This window comes from Haemophilus sp. C1, from assembly GCF_001276515.1.
Classification (GTDB): domain Bacteria; phylum Pseudomonadota; class Gammaproteobacteria; order Enterobacterales; family Pasteurellaceae; genus Haemophilus.
On the sequence record NZ_LDVZ01000020.1, the window covers coordinates 21,492 to 39,631 of the forward strand.

Annotated in this window: 10 protein-coding genes; 9 read left to right on the forward strand and 1 reads right to left on the reverse strand. The window is 40.5% G+C overall.

Annotated features, from left to right (window positions below):
- Positions 1-9 precede the first annotated feature (9 nt).
- The gene (gene tdeA, locus ABW51_RS07765) at positions 10-1,377 is read right to left on the reverse strand and encodes a toxin/drug exporter TdeA (protein ID WP_053466270.1); all 1,368 of its coding nucleotides are present in this window, start codon (positions 1,375-1,377) and stop codon (positions 10-12) included.
- A 309-nt stretch (positions 1,378-1,686) separates the two neighbouring features.
- On the opposite strand from tdeA, the gene glnS reads away from it, so the two are divergent.
- From glnS to ABW51_RS07810, 9 genes are all read left to right on the forward strand, one after another.
- The gene (gene glnS / locus ABW51_RS07770) at positions 1,687-3,357 is read left to right on the forward strand and encodes a glutamine--tRNA ligase (RefSeq protein ID WP_053466271.1); all 1,671 of its coding nucleotides are present in this window, start codon (positions 1,687-1,689) and stop codon (positions 3,355-3,357) included.
- A 77-nt stretch (positions 3,358-3,434) separates the two neighbouring features.
- Positions 3,435-3,887: a YcgN family cysteine cluster protein gene (locus ABW51_RS07775; RefSeq protein ID WP_053466272.1), complete on the forward strand. Its 453-nt coding sequence runs from the start codon at positions 3,435-3,437 to the stop codon at positions 3,885-3,887.
- A 70-nt stretch (positions 3,888-3,957) separates the two neighbouring features.
- Entirely contained in the window at positions 3,958-6,048 is a 2,091-nt protein-coding gene (gene malQ, locus ABW51_RS07780; protein ID WP_053466273.1) for a 4-alpha-glucanotransferase, read from the forward strand.
- Positions 6,049-6,057: 9 nt separating this feature from the next.
- Entirely contained in the window at positions 6,058-8,253 is a 2,196-nt protein-coding gene (glgB, locus tag ABW51_RS07785; protein WP_053466274.1) for a 1,4-alpha-glucan branching protein GlgB, read from the forward strand.
- A 147-nt stretch (positions 8,254-8,400) separates the two neighbouring features.
- Complete coding sequence (gene glgX, locus ABW51_RS07790) at positions 8,401-10,380, forward strand: glycogen debranching protein GlgX (protein WP_053466275.1); 1,980 nt, start codon at positions 8,401-8,403, stop codon at positions 10,378-10,380.
- Between the two features lie 22 nt (positions 10,381-10,402).
- Positions 10,403-11,704, forward strand: coding sequence for a glucose-1-phosphate adenylyltransferase (gene glgC / locus ABW51_RS07795; protein WP_053466276.1), 1,302 nt, complete (start codon positions 10,403-10,405; stop codon positions 11,702-11,704).
- A gap of 198 nt (positions 11,705-11,902) precedes the next feature.
- Positions 11,903-13,333, forward strand: coding sequence for a glycogen synthase GlgA (glgA, locus tag ABW51_RS07800; RefSeq protein WP_053466277.1), 1,431 nt, complete (start codon positions 11,903-11,905; stop codon positions 13,331-13,333).
- 246 nt (positions 13,334-13,579) lie between these two features.
- Positions 13,580-16,045: a glycogen/starch/alpha-glucan phosphorylase gene (locus ABW51_RS07805; protein WP_053466278.1), complete on the forward strand. Its 2,466-nt coding sequence runs from the start codon at positions 13,580-13,582 to the stop codon at positions 16,043-16,045.
- 180 nt (positions 16,046-16,225) lie between these two features.
- The gene (locus ABW51_RS07810; RefSeq protein ID WP_053466279.1) at positions 16,226-18,001 is read left to right on the forward strand and encodes a ShlB/FhaC/HecB family hemolysin secretion/activation protein; all 1,776 of its coding nucleotides are present in this window, start codon (positions 16,226-16,228) and stop codon (positions 17,999-18,001) included.
- The last annotated feature ends 139 nt before the right edge of the window (positions 18,002-18,140 follow it).

Here is an 18,140-nt window from a genome sequence, read left to right on the forward strand (position 1 = left end):
TTGGTTTTATTAACGAGAGTAATATCCCGCCATTGAGCTATATACCGCATTTTCACTTTGCAACACTTGATATTTTGCATTCAAAATTGCAAGTTGTGATGATTTTTCTGTATTGGCTGCAACTAACCATTCACGCAATTCGGACACGCCCGCATTATAGCGGTTTCGATAATATTGCGTGATACGCTGATTGTAACTGTGGGTTTGTTGTAAATTACTTAATGTGTTTTGCGCTTGGGTAAATGCGAAATAGTTGGTATCTACATTATTGAGAGCGGTGGTAATACGTTGTTCGTAATTTAAACGCGCGGTTTCATAGTCAGCTTCAGAAATTTTAACGTTCCATTTTACGGTGTTCCAATTTAGGAATGGCAAGCTAATTCCGACCGTGCCTGCAGCCACAGGATTGTGTAACGTCGTGCCAACAGTACTTGCTGTTGAAGATAGACTTCCACCTAAATTAACCTCTGGGAACCAACTTTTTTGAGTTGCTTTGGCATTTTTGAATGCACTACTTAAACGGAATTGCGCTGCTTTTACATCAGGGCGATTTGCAATCACAGAGACTGGTACATTTAAGTTCACCCCAGCTGTTTTCACATTCATAATATGTGGGAAAGTGATATTTAACGCATCGTTTGGTTTTAAGTTCAACAGATTGCGTAAGGTTTGTTCTGCCGTTTTGCGTTGGGTTTCAAAATTTAACTTGTTATTACGCGCCGTTAATACTGCTTGTTGCGCTTGATCTACGCTAACTGCATCAGCCACACCTTGCGCTAAGCGCGTTTGCATAATATTACCAATGTCAGTGTAATATTTGATCGTTTCGTTGGTTGTGCTAATTGCATCATTTAAATAAGCAATTTGATAATAAGTTATTACTACAGAATTGATTAATGATAAACGAGCAGATTCCATGTCTTCTGCGGTTGCTTTGTGCGACCATTCTGCTGCATCAGCTGCATTGGCTAAACGTTGCCACAGATCCAATGTATAGCTCACATTTAAAGAACCTTTGTGTGAAATGGCAGAGCTTGCACTTGTATCAACTCGACGTTGTGCCGCAGATGAAGTTGAACCATTAAATGCAGGCACTAAATTTGCGCCAACTAAATTTGCACTATAAAGCGCACGGTTTACTGCCACAGCTGCTTTAGCTAAATCTTTGTTGTTTATTAGCGCTTGTTCTACTACGCGATTTAATTGCTCATCGTTATACAATGACCACCAATTTTCTTTTACATTATATTGCTTGGTAATTTCTTCATATTGCTTGTAATCTTCAAGGCTAGCTTGATAAGAATCGCCAATATTGGCACATCCCACTAATGCACCAGACATCAATAAAGCAAGCGTGGTATTTTTCATTTTAAACATTGAGTTTTCCTTCTTACGAAAATGAGTGGAAAGTGCGGATGATTTTAATCGCACTTTTGTGTTTTACAAAATTAAAATTATTCCCTTGCGAACCCAATTATAAAACAAACCACTGAACGATTGTTCATGAAAGGCGGCATTGTAATGATTTATTCTATTTTTTGCACTAAAAATCTTGCTGTTAAACAAAAATGCTGAAAAAGTCATAAGTTATTAAATAGAAAGTGCGGTTAGTTTGGTGATCAAATTCACAAAGCCTTGCTTTTCGTATAGAATGACAAAATTATTTTTTCTATTTATGAGAAAGTTATGAGCAATACAGAAATTCTAGAAAGTGCAGAAAATACTCGCACTCACAATTTTATTACCCAAATTATTGATGAAGATTTAGCTTCGGGTAAACACAAAAGTGTGCATACCCGTTTTCCGCCTGAGCCGAACGGCTATTTACATATCGGCCACGCAAAATCGATTTGCTTAAACTTCGGCTTGGCAAAAGAATATAACGGTTTATGTAACCTACGTTTTGACGATACCAACCCTGTGAAAGAAGACGTGGAATATGTAGATTCCATCAAAGCGGATGTGGAATGGTTAGGCTTTAAATGGGAAGGCGAACCGCGTTATGCGTCTGATTACTTCGATGCACTTTATGGCTATGCCATTGAGTTAATCGAAAAAGGTTTAGCGTATGTGGATGAACTTTCACCAGACCAAATGCGTGAATATCGCGGTACATTAACTGAGCCAGGTAAAAACAGCCCATATCGTGATCGCAGTGTCGAAGAAAACTTAGCATTATTTGAAAGAATGAAGAACGGTGAGTTTGCGGAAGGCACATTAAGTCTTCGTGCAAAAATCGACATGGCTTCACCATTTATGGTCATGCGTGATCCTGTGCTTTATCGTATTAAATTCGCTAGTCATCACCAAACAGGTGACAAATGGTGTATTTATCCAATGTACGATTTTACTCATTGTATCTCTGATGCAATCGAACGTATCACTCATTCAATCTGCACATTAGAATTCCAAGATAACCGTCGTTTATATGATTGGGTGTTGGAAAATATCAGTATTGAACGTCCATTACCGCATCAATATGAATTCTCACGTTTAAATTTAGAAGGCACGTTAACGTCTAAACGTAAATTATTAAAATTAGTGAATGACGGCATTGTGGATGGTTGGAATGATCCGCGTATGCCAACGATTTCAGGTTTACGCCGTCGCGGTTATACCCCAGCTTCGTTACGTGAATTTTGTCGCCGTATTGGTGTGACTAAACAAGATAACGTGGTGGAATATTCTGCACTTGAAGCTTGTATTCGTGAGGATTTAAACGAAAATGCACCACGCGCAATGGCGGTGATTGATCCTGTTCGTGTCGTGATTGAAAACTTTGAAGGCGAAGAAACCTTAACGGCGCCAAATCATCCAAATCGCCCTGAATTAGGGGAGCGTCAATTGCCGTTTACGAAAGAGCTGTATATTGATCGTGCAGATTTCCGTGAAGAAGCGAATAAACAATATAAACGTTTAGTATTAGGTAAAGAAGTGCGTTTGCGTAACGCTTATGTGATTAAAGCTGAACGTGTAGAAAAAGATGCAAATGGTGAAATTACCACGATCTTCTGTACTTACGATCCAGAAACCTTAGGTAAAAATCCAGCGGATGGACGTAAAGTAAAAGGTGTTATTCACTGGGTTTCTGCTGTGCATAATCATCCGGCTGAATTCCGTTTGTATGATCGCTTATTTACCGTGCCAAATCCAGGTGCTGAAGATGATATCGAAAGCGTGTTAAATCCACATTCTCTCGTGGTAAAACATGGTTTTGTAGAACAAAGCTTGGCTGCTGCAGAAGCAGAGAAAGGTTATCAATTTGAACGTGAAGGTTATTTCTGCGCAGATAGTAAAGATAGCCGTCCTGAACATTTGGTATTTAACTTAACAGTAAGCTTAAAAGAAGGCTTCTAATTTTAATCAACCAAGTGCGGTCAAAATAAATGCGATTTTGACCGCACTTTTTATTTGTATCGACTATGCAATCCAATATGCAACTTGAACCCAATTTCTGGCAAACAAAATCTCTGCTTGAAATGACCGAATCTGAATGGGAAGCCTTATGTGATGGCTGCGGGAAATGCTGTTATCGCAAATATATTCAAGGGCGAGGCAAACGCCAAAAACTTTATTATACCCGAATTGCTTGTAACCTTTTAGATGTGGAAACTGGAAAGTGCGGTAATTATTCAGAGCGTTTTAAAATTGAAACCGACTGCACCAAACTCACCAAAAAGAATTTACCTGATTTTCATTGGTTGCCTGACACTTGCGCTTATCGTTTGCTTTATGAAGGAAAAACGCTACCCGAATGGCATCCACTCATTTCTGGTCATTCCGATTCCTTGAAAAATGCTGATGTTTTAATCAAAAATGGGGTGCATGAACGTGATGTGATTGATTGGTTTGAATTTATTATTGACGAAGATCACACTTTTAAATAAAGCCGGTTGTCATCACTTTCAGCTTAGTTATAATCCCTAACAAGAGTTATACAGTTGTCATGTGGTGTCTATGCAAGTCTCGGATTCTCTCAAACAAAAAGCAGAAAAATGTGGTATCGCGCTTTCTCATTATGATATTGATGGACATCTTATTTTCGCAGATGAAAAGACGGTTTCAACTTTTGTTGAGCTTTTGCAGCTTCCGCCAAAAGCGAAAGGACAGTTTGACGATGTACTGGCTGCATTTGAAAATGAACCGATTGATTATCGACTCAATCGTCTAGATTTGCTCCCTGCCGATGAATATCGTTATCAGTTGATTGATGAATCTAATGTCATTCTGTTAGAAAAAACACTTTCAAATTTATCCGCACTTTCCTTGCCTCCACTTCCTTTTGGCTATTATCAATTATCTATTTTTTCTGATACTGAACAGTACCGCGTTCGTTTACTTATTTCTCCTAAAACAGCGTTTCAACCACCCGTATTAAAAAATAAAAAAGTGTGGGGCGTAAATGTGCAACTTTACAGTTTACGCTCAGAACAAAACTGGGGCATTGGCGATTTTGGTGATTTAGCCTATTTGATTGAACAAAGTGCAAAACAAGGTGCCGATTATGTGGGAATTAATCCATTACATTTGCTGTATCCTGCTGTACCAAACTGGGCCAGTCCTTATAGTTCCTCCTCTCGTCGTTGGTTGAATTTTTTATATTTAGCGATTCCAAAGTTACCAGAATTTAAGCGTTGCCGTTCAGTGCAAAATTGGTTTAAGCGTGAGGATATTCAAGCAAAAATTGCTGCTTTACGTGAAAGTGATTGCGTCGATTATTCTTCAATATTGGCTTTAAAATTAACCGCACTTGAGTCCCTTTTTGATTTCTTTCAGCGTAGTCAATCCGCTGAAATTGTGACACGTCGAAAAATTTTTTCTGATTATTTAAAAAACAAAGGTGAACCTTTGTTGTTACAGGGCTTATTTAATGTCTTGGATTTACAAGAACACGCCGATCATCAAGCAGAAGAAAATACCATAGGTTGGCTTGGCTGGCGTAAGGAATGGCAACATTTAAGTGCTGCAAAAAGAAAAGCTCTATTAAAAACACATCATGAGCAAATCCAATTTTTTGCTTGGTTGCAATGGCTTACAGAAGAACAGCTTTCCGCATTACAAAATCTTTGTAAACAGTCTGGTATGAAGTTGGGGATTTATGGCGATTTAGCGGTGAATAGTTCTCGTGGCAGTGCTGATGTATGGAGCGATCCCGATTTATATTGTGTCAATGCCTCTATTGGTGCGCCACCTGATCCGTTAGGCCCTGTCGGGCAAAATTGGAATTTGCCACCTTATAATCCAACAGTGCTAAAAGCACGTGGCTTTGCACCATTTATCGATATGCTACGTGCCAATATGCAATATTTCGGTGTGCTACGTATCGATCATGTTATGGGCTTATTCCGTTTGTGGTGGATTCCAGAAGGAAAAACCGCGGCTGACGGTGCTTATGTGCATTATCCTTTTGATGAATTAATGGCAATTCTTGCCATTGAAAGTGTACGCAATGAATGTTTGATTATTGGTGAAGATCTCGGCACTGTGCCTGATGAAGTGCGGTGGAAATTAAATGAGTTTCAAATTTTCTCTTATTTTGTATTGTATTTCGCCCAACGAAATGGCGAATTTCCTCGTATATCTGATTATCCTCGAAATGCTTATGCCACCATTGGCACGCATGATATTCCCTCATTACAAAGTTTTTGGCATTGCCGTGATTTAGAATTATTTAATCAACTCGGTATTCTGAGTGGGGAAGTGCTCAAGCAAAAATACGATCAACGCGTTGTTGATAAACAAGCCTTATTAAATAGTTTACATCGTGATAATTATTTACCGCCGCATTATGAAGGCGATGCCCTTTCTATGGCGATGCACGATCATTTAAACCGAATGATCCATCATTATTTAGCGGAAAGTAACAGCCGATTGATTGGTGTGCAATTAGAAAATTTACTTAGCCAAGAAATCAGTTTTAATTTGCCTGGCACCTCAAATGAATACCCAAACTGGTGCAAGAAACTTGCTAAACCGTTAGCGTTTATTTTTGGCAATGAGGCTTTAAAAACGTTCTTTGTGCAAATTAACCAAGGGCGAAATGTATAAGGAGTAAATATGACAACCGCAGTAACACAAGCAATTATTGATGGTTTTTTTGATGCGAGCAATGGCGATCCTTTTGCTACGCTTGGTATGCACGAAACTGAGCGAGGAATTGAAATCCGTACGTTATTGCCAGATGCCAATCGAGTGGTGGTGATTGAGCGTGAAAGTGGTAACGAAATAACGGAACTGGATTGTGTCGATGAGCGTGGCTTTTTTGTTGGTGTTATTCCAAATTGTCGCCATTTTTTTGCTTATCAATTACAGGTTTTTTGGGGCAATGAATCGCAAATAGTAGAAGATCCTTATCGTTTTCATTCTATGATTGATAATTTAGAACAATGGCTACTTTCTGAAGGTTCTATGCTTCGCCCCTATGAAGTACTTGGGGCGCATTTTATGGAATGTGATGGTGTGAGCGGGGTGAATTTCCGCTTGTGGGCACCTAATGCAAGACGAGTTTCTATTGTAGGTGATTTCAACTATTGGGATGGTCGTCGTCATCCTATGCGTTTTCATCTAAAAAGTGGTGTTTGGGAGCTATTTTTACCAAAAGCCAGTTTAGGACAGCTCTATAAGTTTGAATTAATTGATTGTCATGGCAATCTTCGTTTGAAAGCTGATCCCTTTGCCTTTAGTTCGCAACTTCGCCCTGATACAGCTTCGCAAGTGAGTGTATTACCAAATGTGGTGGAAATGACGGAACAACGTCGTCAAGCAAATCAAGCGAATCAACCGATTTCCATTTATGAAGTGCATTTAGGATCTTGGCGTCGTAATTTAGAAAACAATTTTTGGCTAGATTACGATCAAATTGCTGATGAATTAATTCCTTATGTAAAAGATATGGGCTTCACCCATATAGAATTTTTACCGCTTTCTGAATTTCCGTTTGATGGTTCTTGGGGGTATCAACCACTTGGACTTTATTCTCCAACCAGTCGTTTTGGTTCACCTGATGCATTCCGCCGTTTAGTAAAACGTGCACATGAAGCAGGAATTAATGTGATTTTAGATTGGGTACCAGGTCATTTCCCGAGTGATACCCATGGTTTAGTCGCGTTTGATGGTACAGCTTTGTATGAACATGAAGACCCTCGAGAAGGCTATCATCAAGACTGGAATACCTTAATTTATAACTATGGGCGTAATGAGGTCAAAAATTTCTTATCCAGTAATGCACTGTATTGGCTTGAACGCTTTGGTGTAGATGGTATTCGTGTGGATGCTGTGGCTTCGATGATCTACCGCGATTACAGCCGTGCCGAAGGCGAGTGGATTCCAAACCAATATGGCGGACGTGAAAATTTAGAAGCCATCGAGTTTTTAAAACACACCAACTGGAAAATTCACAGTGAAATGGCGGGGGCAATTTCTATTGCGGAAGAATCCACCTCTTTTGCCGGAGTGACTCACCCGAGTGAAAACGGTGGGTTAGGATTTAATTTTAAATGGAATATGGGCTGGATGAACGATACTCTCTCCTATATGCAACTTGACCCAATTTACCGCCAATATCATCACAATAAGATGACTTTTGGGATGATGTATCAATACAGCGAAAACTTTGTGCTACCGCTTTCCCATGATGAAGTGGTACATGGCAAATATTCGCTCCTCGATAAAATGCCAGGGGACGCATGGCAAAAATTTGCGAACTTACGTGCTTACTATGGCTATATGTGGGGGCACCCGGGTAAAAAATTGCTCTTTATGGGCAATGAATTTGCTCAAGGTCGTGAGTGGAATTACGAAGAAAGTTTGGACTGGTTCTTGCTTGATGAAAATATCGGTGGTGGCTGGCATAAAGGCGTATTGAAATTAGTAAAAGATTTGAATCATATTTACCGAGAAAACTCACCGCTCTTTGAACAGGATTATTCACCTGAAGGCTTTGATTGGCTTGTCGTTGATGATGCGGCAAATTCTGTATTTGCTTTTGAGCGTCGTAGCTCAAATGGTGAGCGCATTATTGTCATCAGCAACTTCACGCCAGTGCCTCGCCACAACTACCGTATCGGCGTGAATATTGCGGGCGAATATGAAGAAATTTTGAATACCGATTCAATGTATTACCAAGGATCAAATGTGGGCAATTTTGGTTGTGTCGCAAGTGAAAAAATCGAAAGCCACGGGCGAGAAAATTCTATTTCAGTGTCCATTCCGCCGTTAGCAACAGTTTATTTGAGATTGAAATCAGTAGAGTGATCCGTGGATATAAATACCCCCCACGGTTAGGCATAGACGTTCCCCTTTGGGGAACCCAATAGCGGAATAGAATAGCAAATTACAACCCCAAAGGGGTTGGTTATAACTAACCTAGGGTAACTTGTTACCCTAGGAACAACGAAAGATATGTTTACGATTTACAACAACGGCAATCCTATTCCAATGGGATACTCACAAGCGGTCGAAAACAACGTGCAAATTACCAATTTCGCTCTGTTTTCCGCTGCGGCTACAGGCGTAGAACTTTGCCTGTTTGACGAACAAAACCAAGAAACTCGTTTGCCGATGGTGCGTACTGAAAATGTGTGGCATTTGGCGGTAACTGGCGTGAAAACGGGTACGGAATATGGTTTTCGCCTTTACGGCGAATTTGCCAATCCAAATAAATTAATGCTCGATCCTTATGCGAAAGCGGTGAATGGGAAACCGGATTTAAGTACCGAAGAAAGTCGTTATTGGTTTTTAATGAATGATCATCGCGATAATGCTCATATTGCGTCAAGAGCGGTGATTATTTCAGAAGATTTTGATTGGGAAAATGATTCCGCACCCAATACGCCTTGGGCTGAAACCATTGTGTATGAATTGCACGTTAAAGGTTTTAGCCAACTTAACAACAAAATTCCCGCTGAATTACGGGGCACCTATGCGGGCTTAAGTCATCCTATTAATTTAGCTTATTTAAAAGAATTAGGCGTAACAGCAGTGGAGTTGCTGCCTGTAAATTTCCATATAAATGAACCACACTTACAGGCACGAGGCTTACAAAATTATTGGGGATACAATCCCTTAGCCACGTTTGCGGTGGAACCTAAATATGCGGCAACAAATAATCCATTAGCTGAATTTAAAGCGATGGTAAAGGCGTTTCACAAAGCGGGTATTGAAGTGATTTTAGACGTGGTATTTAACCATTCCGCAGAGTCAGAGCAAACTTACCCAACATTCTGCCAGCGTGGTATTGATGATCAAACTTACTATTGGCGCAACGATCAAGGGCGTTATATCAATTGGACAGGCTGCGGCAATATGCTCAATTTATCCTCTGATGTAGGGCGAAAATGGGTGGTGGATTGTTTGCGTTATTGGGTGGAGCAATGCCACATTGATGGATTCCGTTTTGATTTAGCCACTGTTTTAGGGCGTGATACACCTGATTTCAACGCGTCAGCTCAGCTTTTTACAGATATTAAAAATGAGCCAAGTTTACAAAATATTAAATTGATTGCAGAGCCTTGGGATATCGGACATTACGGTTATCAAGTCGGGAATTTCCCAAGTTATTTTGCTGAATGGAACGACCGCTTCCGCGATGATCTCTGCCGTTTTTGGCTATGGAAAAGTGGCGAAATTGGTGCATTTGCTGAACGCTTTGCAGGTTCTAGCGATTTATTTAAGAAAAATGACCGCTTGCCACACACAACGCTTAATTTTATTACTGCCCACGATGGTTTTACGCTTAAAGATTTAGTGAGTTACAACCAAAAACATAATGAAGCCAATGGCGAAGAAAATCGTGATGGTCGCAATGAAAATTACAGCTACAACCACGGCATAGAGGGTTCGACTGAAAACCTTGCTGAACCGCAAAAAAGTGCGGTGGAAAATGACCGCACTTTTGCACAAAGTGGATTATTAATAAGTTTATTACTTGCCAATGGCACGCCAATGTTGTTGGCTGGCGATGAATTCGGTAATACCCAATATGGTAATAACAATGCCTATTGCCAAGATAATGAAATCACTTGGCTAAAATGGGCAGAATTTAACACAGTATTATTTGAACTGACTAAGCAAACGATTGCACTTCGTAAGCAAATTGGCAGTTTAAACCGAGATCAATGGTGGTCGGCTGAGAATGTGCAATGGCTTAACATTGCAGGCGAACCGATGACAGTTGAAGATTGGCAAAATCAGCAAACCAAAGCATTACAGGTAGTTTTAGATAATCGTTGGCTTTTGTTGATTAACGCCAAAGCCGAAGGTCAGGTGTTTCACTTGCCTAATGGGAAATGGAAGCCCCAAATCGGCACACATAATGTAACCCTTGAAGCACAACAAGCCGAAATTTATTCAATGGGCTTTTGTATGCTGAATGACGAATAATAATAAGACTATGGAGATCCGTATGAAATCTGGCGACCTTAACAAATATGATTTAGTTAAAAACACTTTGGTGCTTGTTCTCGCAGGTGGACGTGGTTCACGTTTACACGAATTGACAGATAAACGTGCAAAACCAGCGCTTTATTTTGGTGGTAATCGTCGCATTATCGATTTTGCACTTTCTAATTGTATTAACTCAGGTTTAAACCGAATTGGGGTCGTGACTCAATATGCGGCACACTCCTTGCTTCGTCATTTGCAAACAGGCTGGTCTTTTTTGCCACAAGAGAGAGGGGAATTTGTGGATATGCTGCCTGCTCGTCAGCAAATTGACGATTCTACTTGGTATCGTGGCACAGCGGATGCGGTATATCAAAATATGGCTATTATTAAAAATCACTATCGCCCGAAATATATTTTGATCTTAGCAGGCGACCATATTTACAAACAAGATTACAGTGTGATGTTAATGGATCACGTCAATAGTGGGGCGAAATGTACCGTTGGTTGCATTGAAGTGCCACGTTCTGAGGCTCACGAATTTGGTGTGATGGCTGTAAACGAAAACTTAAAAGTGAAAGCCTTTGTGGAAAAACCGAAAGATCCGCCAGCCATGGTGGGCAAACCTGATGTTTCGCTTGCCTCAATGGGGATTTATGTATTTGATGCGGATTATCTTTACAAAATGCTTGAGCAGGAAGTGAATACCCCACAAACTAGCCACGATTTCGGTAAAGATGTGTTACCAAAATGTTTAGAAGAAGGCACGCTTTATGCGCATCCATTCAGCCGTTCTTGTATGGGACGCAACACCGAGGGCGAAATTTACTGGCGTGATGTAGGAACACTTGATAGCTTCTGGCAATCCAATATCGATTTAGTCTCTGAAAATCCACAATTAGATATTTATGACCAAAGCTGGCCAATTCGTGGTAATCCTATTCAGGCTTATCCATCAAAATTTTTCTACAAACACTCCAATGTGCATCCAGTGGATAACTCACTTATCGGCGGAGGTTGTGTGATTACTGATGCTTCGATCAGCAATTCTGTGTTATTCGACCACATTAAAATTGACGCATTTTCAAAAGTGGATCACTGCGTGGTGCTACCACAAGTTAAAATCGGTAAAAATTGTGTGTTGAAAAATTGTATTATCGACCGCGAATGTGAAATTCCTGATGGTATGCAAATTGGTGTGGATATAGAAGAAGATAAAAAACGCTTCCGTATTAGCTCAACAGGTAAAGTGATTCTTGTGACCTCGAAAATGTTAAAGAAACTTGAGGGACACGAGATTGGCGAAGAAGGACATTTAGATTAGTTAGGAAAAGTGCGGTCAAAATTGACCGCACTTTCTAAAACCCCTCTTTAGCAAAGAGGGGTAGGGGAGATTTGGCAGAAGTGAAATCAACCTCATAAGAATTTCAAACATCGTAATCAAATCTCCCCCAGCCCCTCTTTTCTAAAGAGGGGGGCTGATCGAGCGTTATTCATATTTATAGGGAAAATAAAAAACTCAATGAAAATCTTACACGTTTGCTCGGAACTCTATCCGCTCTTAAAAACAGGCGGGCTTGCCGATGTTTTAGGGGCATTACCCCAAGCACAGAACCAAATCGGGCTGGATGCTCGCGTTTTATTGCCTGCTTATCCTGCAATTACAGCAGGTATTCCGCATACCCAAGTGGTTGCCGAATTTGATAACTTCGCTGGGCACGTGGAGTTGCGTTATGGCGAATATAACGGTGTCGGGATCTATTTGATTGACGCACCACACTTATACGGTCGCGAGGGCAATCCTTATCACGATGCCTATTACAATGACTACGGCGACAACTATAAACGCTTCGCCTTGCTCGGTTGGGTGGGCGCAGAATTAGCCACTGGTTTAGACAGCTGGTGGCGAGCAGAAGTGGTACACGCTCACGATTGGCACGCAGGGCTTTGTGCAGCTTATTTGTTCAACAAAGGCAAACCAGCAAAATCGGTCTTTACTATTCATAACTTGGCATATCAAGGGCAGTTTTCTTATCATCATTTATACGAAATTGGTTTGCCTGCGGGAATGTTTAATGTGGACGGTTTGGAGTTATTCGGACAAATTTCTTATTTAAAATCAGGCTTGTTCTATTCTGATGCAAGCACGGCTGTTAGCCCAACTTATGCAGAAGAAATCACGACACCAGAATTTGCCTATGGTTTACAAGGCTTACTTTCTGGCTTAAAAGCTCAAGGTCGTTTGGTGGGGATATTAAACGGCGTGGACGAAAATATTTGGCATCCGAACGTGGATCAATACATTCCGCACCATTACAAGCTGAAATATATGACAGGCAAAAAGAAAAACAAAGCTGAATTGCAAGCGTATTTCAATTTGCCACAAGATGAATCTGCCTTGGCATTTGTGATGGTGACCCGTTTAACCGAGCAAAAAGGTGTCGATTTATTAATCGAAAGTGCAGACGAAATCGTCAAACAAGGCGGACAGTTGATGATTTTAGGCTCTGGTGCACCGCACTTGGAACAAGGCATTCGCGATCTTGCCGCCCAATATCCAGAAAATATTGCGGTAAAAATAGGCTATGATGAAGCTCTTTCACATTTAATGGTCGCAGGTGGCGATGTGATTTTAGTGCCAAGCCGTTTCGAGCCTTGTGGCTTAACCCAACTTTATGGTTTGCAATATGGCACACTTCCACTTGTTCGTAAAACGGGTGGTTTGGCAGATACGGTGGTGGATAGCACTTCAGAAAGTATCAAAGCTCGCACTGCAACAGGTTTTGTGTTTGAACAGGCAACGGAAGATGATTTACGCCGCACCCTTCAGCACGTATTTTCAATTTGGAAGAAACCAAGAGCTTGGTCAATGATACGCACGGACGCAATGGAACAAGACTTCAGCTGGCGTAAGGCTGCAGAGCAATATAGAACGCTTTATGAACGCTTGTAGTTTTATTCGTAAACTTTCTTAACAATCACACCGCTTGCGAAAGAATCTTTTGCAAGCGGTGTGATTGGGCTTGTTTTTTACAAAGATAAGCATAAAATTCGAACTACTTTTGTAGGCTGTGTGAACAACATTCACGCACTCAAAGAGCGGTCAAATTTTGATTGATTTTTGCAAACGTGCGTGAATTTTGCAAATTCATACACCCTACGTTAATCATTTCTTAGCATTCTAATAGAGGTTTTACCTATGATAATGGATAACTTTGATTCTCCATTCCAATATAATCGTCCTGAAATGACCATTGAAGCGATTAAAAAATCAATCGTTTACAAACTCATTTTCTTAATCGGTCGCTCTCCACGTGAAGCTAGCCAACGCGATTGGCTCAATGCAACACTCCACGCTGTGCGTGATTTAGTAACAGAGGGTTGGATCACTACTGCTCGCCAAACTCGGGCAGAAGATTCTCGCCGTGTTTACTACCTTTCAATGGAATTTTTAATCGGACGTACGCTATCTAATGCAATGATTGCAGAAGGCATTTATGGATTAGCACAGGAAGCACTTTCTGAATTAAATGTGGATTTAGAAGAAGTTTTAGAAAAAGAAGTAGATCCAGGCTTAGGTAATGGCGGTTTAGGTCGTTTAGCTGCTTGCTTTATGGATTCTATTGCGACCCTTGGTTTACCAGGTATGGGCTACGGTATTCGTTATGAATATGGTATGTTCCGCCAAAAAATCGAAAATGGTCAGCAAGTAGAACGCCCAGATGCGTGGCTTGAAAAAGGGGCACCTTGGGAATTTATTCGTCCCTCTAAACGCTTTACCGTAGAATTTGGTGGAAACATTCATTTCGAAGGCAAAAAATGTATTTGGCAAGATACCGAAAAAGTGACCGCACTTGCTTACGACCAAATGATTCCAGGTTATCAAAATAATTCTGCGGCGACATTACGTTTATGGTCGGCTCACGCAGGCGAAGTGTTTAACCTTGCCGACTTCAACCGTGGCGAACATTTAGCCGCATTGGAAGAGCACTCTGCAAATAAAAACTTATCTCGCGTGCTTTACCCTGATGATTCTACGTGGAATGGTCGCGAATTACGTTTACGTCAAGAGTATTTCTTAGTCTCTGCATCACTTCAAGATATTTTACGCCGTCACAAACGCACCCACGATAGCCTTGAAAACTTGGCGGATAAAGTGGCGATCCACCTAAACGATACCCACCCAGCGTTAGCAATTCCTGAATTAATGCGTATTTTAGTGGACGATGAAGGTTTCGAGTGGAAAAAAGCGTGGGAGATGACGCGTAACATTTTCTCTTACACCTGCCATACTTTAATGTCCGAAGCGTTAGAAACTTGGCCTGTGGAAATGATGGCAAAAATCTTGCCACGTCATTTACAGATGATTTTTGAAATTAACGATCACTTCTTAGAATATGTCCGCACTTATGTAACGACTGACAACGATTTTATCCGCCGTGTTTCTCTTATCGAAGAAGGCTACCAACGCAAAGTGCGTATGGGATGGCTATCCGTAGTAGGTTCACACAAAATCAACGGGGTTGCCGAAATTCATTCCGATTTAATGGTAACTTCAACCTTTGCAGATTTTGCTCGTATTTTCCCAGAACGCTTTACCAACGTAACAAACGGTATCACACCGCGTCGTTGGTTAGCCGTAGCGAACCCACAATTAGCCGCATTGTTTGATAAATATATCGGCTCAGAATGGCGTTGCGATTTAAGCCAAATCGAAAAACTTAAACCATTCGCACAAGAAAAAGCATTTAAAGAGGCTGTCGCTGACATTAAATTTGCCAACAAAGTAAAATTAGCGGAGTACGTAAAACGCGAGTTAGGGGTAGAGCTTAATCCGCACGCTTTATTTGACGTGCAAGTAAAACGTATTCACGAATATAAACGCCAAATGTTGAACGTGTTGCATATTATCGCTCGCTACAATGAAATGCTTGCCAACCCTGAAAAAGATTGGCAACCTCGTGTATTTATTTTAGCAGGTAAAGCGGCATCAGCTTATTATGCGGCAAAACAAACCATTCATTTAATCAATGATGTGGCGAATGTCATCAATAATGATGAGCGTTTGAAAGGCCGTTTAAAAGTTGTATTTATTCCAAATTACAGCGTAAGCCTTGCACAGCTAATTATTCCAGCAGCGGATATTTCAGAGCAAATTTCACTTGCAGGCACTGAGGCTTCTGGCACCAGTAATATGAAGTTTGCCTTAAATGGCGCATTGACACTGGGTACTCTTGACGGTGCGAACGTGGAGATCTTGGAAAACGTGGGTGAAGATAACATCTTTATTTTCGGTAACACTGTGGAACAAGTTGAGCAACTTCGTCGAGAAGGGTATCGATCATTTGAATATTATCAAAATGATGCTCAATTACGCACCGTCGTGGATCAAATTATTGAGGGTAAATTCTCACCAGAAGATCCTCAACGTTATCATCAACTATTACAAGGCTTGCAATACCACGATTATTATCAAGCGTTCGCTGATTTCCGTAGTTATGTAGAAACTCAAAAAACCGTAGATGAAAAATACAAACAACGCGACCAATGGATTGAAAGCACCATCCAAAATATCGTGAATATGGGCTTCTTCTCATCTGACCGCACGATTAAAGAGTATGCGGAGAGAATTTGGAAAGTTGAGCCTGTTCAATTAGGTGATTAATTTTATATTCATAGCCAATAAATAAATTATCTGCATCAAGCCCGAGTTTGATGCAGATTTTTTATATTTAAACTAATGAAAAATAACAGAAATTACCGATGTAAACTTTATAGTCTTTTTAAATAGATTTTGATATCTTATCAACCATAATTTATTAATAACTTTATCTTTAGAGTAACAATGAAAAAATCCTCACACTTTTTTCTTTCTAGTTTATTATTTATTTCGCCTTTTGGTTTTTCAGCGCCAAGCTCATCAAATACCAATTTAGAAAAACAAATCGATGCTAAACAACAGAGGCAACAAGCGGAACAAGATGCAGCTATTTTAGCGCAGCAAACGCAATCCGCGAATGTGCGCTTGGAGGGTGAAAAAGAAGCCTCTCGAGGCTTTCCGCAGAATGAAGCGCAATGTTTTCCTATCAATCAATTGGTGCTGACCGATTATCAAGTTGAAGAAGAAAATTCTTCAACCTCTTCCCTTAAATTAATCCAACCAAGCCGATTCTCTTGGGCGTTAAGTGCGGTGTATTCTGAGCGAGATTTTGTGCTGCCTGCTTGTATTGGCTCTGAGGGGATTAATGTATTACTTCGTCGTATTCAAAATCGTTTAATTGATTTGGGATATGTCACTACACGCGTGCTGGTCGAGCCGCAGGATTTGCGTTCAGGTATGCTCGTATTAACCGTAATCCCAGGTAAAGTAGGCTATATTCAATTACAAGACCAAAGTGCGATTCCGTTTGCCACCCGTGGTACCTTATGGTTTGCTATGCCAATGGCGCAGGGGGATATATTAAATATTCGCAACATTGAACAAGGTTTAGAAAACTTAAAACGTGTACCGAGTGCTGATGCGAATATGGAGCTGGTGCCAACAGATGCTGTGGGTGAAACAGATGTAGTGATTGCTTATAAGCAAAGCTTGCCTTTTCATTTAACCTTGGGATTAGATGATTCAGGTAGTAAAGCTACGGGGCGTTTACAAGGTTCGGCCACGTTTTCTTGGGATAACGTGCTAACACTTAATGATATGTTCTATATCAGTGGCACACGTAGCTTCAAGCGTCATAGTGATAATGCTGAAGGCGATTATGGCAGTAAAAATATTAGTCTCTATTATTCTATTCCTTGGAAGAACTATCTCTTAACGCTTTCCGGTTCAAAATATTCTTATCACCAAACGGTAGCGGGCGCGTTTGAGTCTTACACCTATTCAGGCGAAAGCCAACAAATGAAAGCGAACTTAAGTCGCTTATTATCTCGTGGAAGTCTTCATAAAACCTATGTGAATGCCGCGTTATGGACGAAAAAATCGTATAACTACATCAATGACACCGAAATTGAAGTACAACGTCGTCGTACAGCTGGTTGGGAAGTGGGACTTAATCATACTCAGTATATTGGTAATGCAACGTTACAACTTAGTACGAATTACAAACGTGGTACGGGTGGGAATAAATCCTTACCTGCACCAGAAGAGGCGTTTGGTGAAGGCACTTCCCGAATGCAGATTTTTACGGCAGGCATTGATTTTACCTATCCTTTCACTATCGGCAATCAACCTTTCCGCTTTAACACTAATTGGAATGGGCAATGGAACGGTACACCTTTAACACAACAAGATAAATTTAGTATTGGGGGGCGTTATACCGTGCGAGGGTTTGATGGTGAACTATCACTTTCTGGTGAAAAAGGTTGGTTATGGCGAAATGAGTTGGGTTGGGATATTGCCAATAAAGGGCATGAGCTTTATTTAGGGATAGACCGAGGTAAGGTGCATTCTAGTCAAGAAGAGCTTCAAATTGGTGATAGCTTAATGGGTGGCGCAATTGGACTTCGCGGCAAACTATGGGGCATCAACTATGATTATTTTGTGGGTGTTCCAATTAAAAAACCAGAGGGATTTAGAACCAGTCATGTGACAACCGGATTTAATGTGAGCTACCATTTTTAATGCTTATGCTTTCAGATTAGTGAATGAATTTAAACTAGACAAGATTTGGGATTTTAGATTTTAGATTTTAGATTTAAAACTTAAAGGAAATTAAAAAATGAATAAACGTCATTATAAAGTGATTTTTAGCCGTGTATTA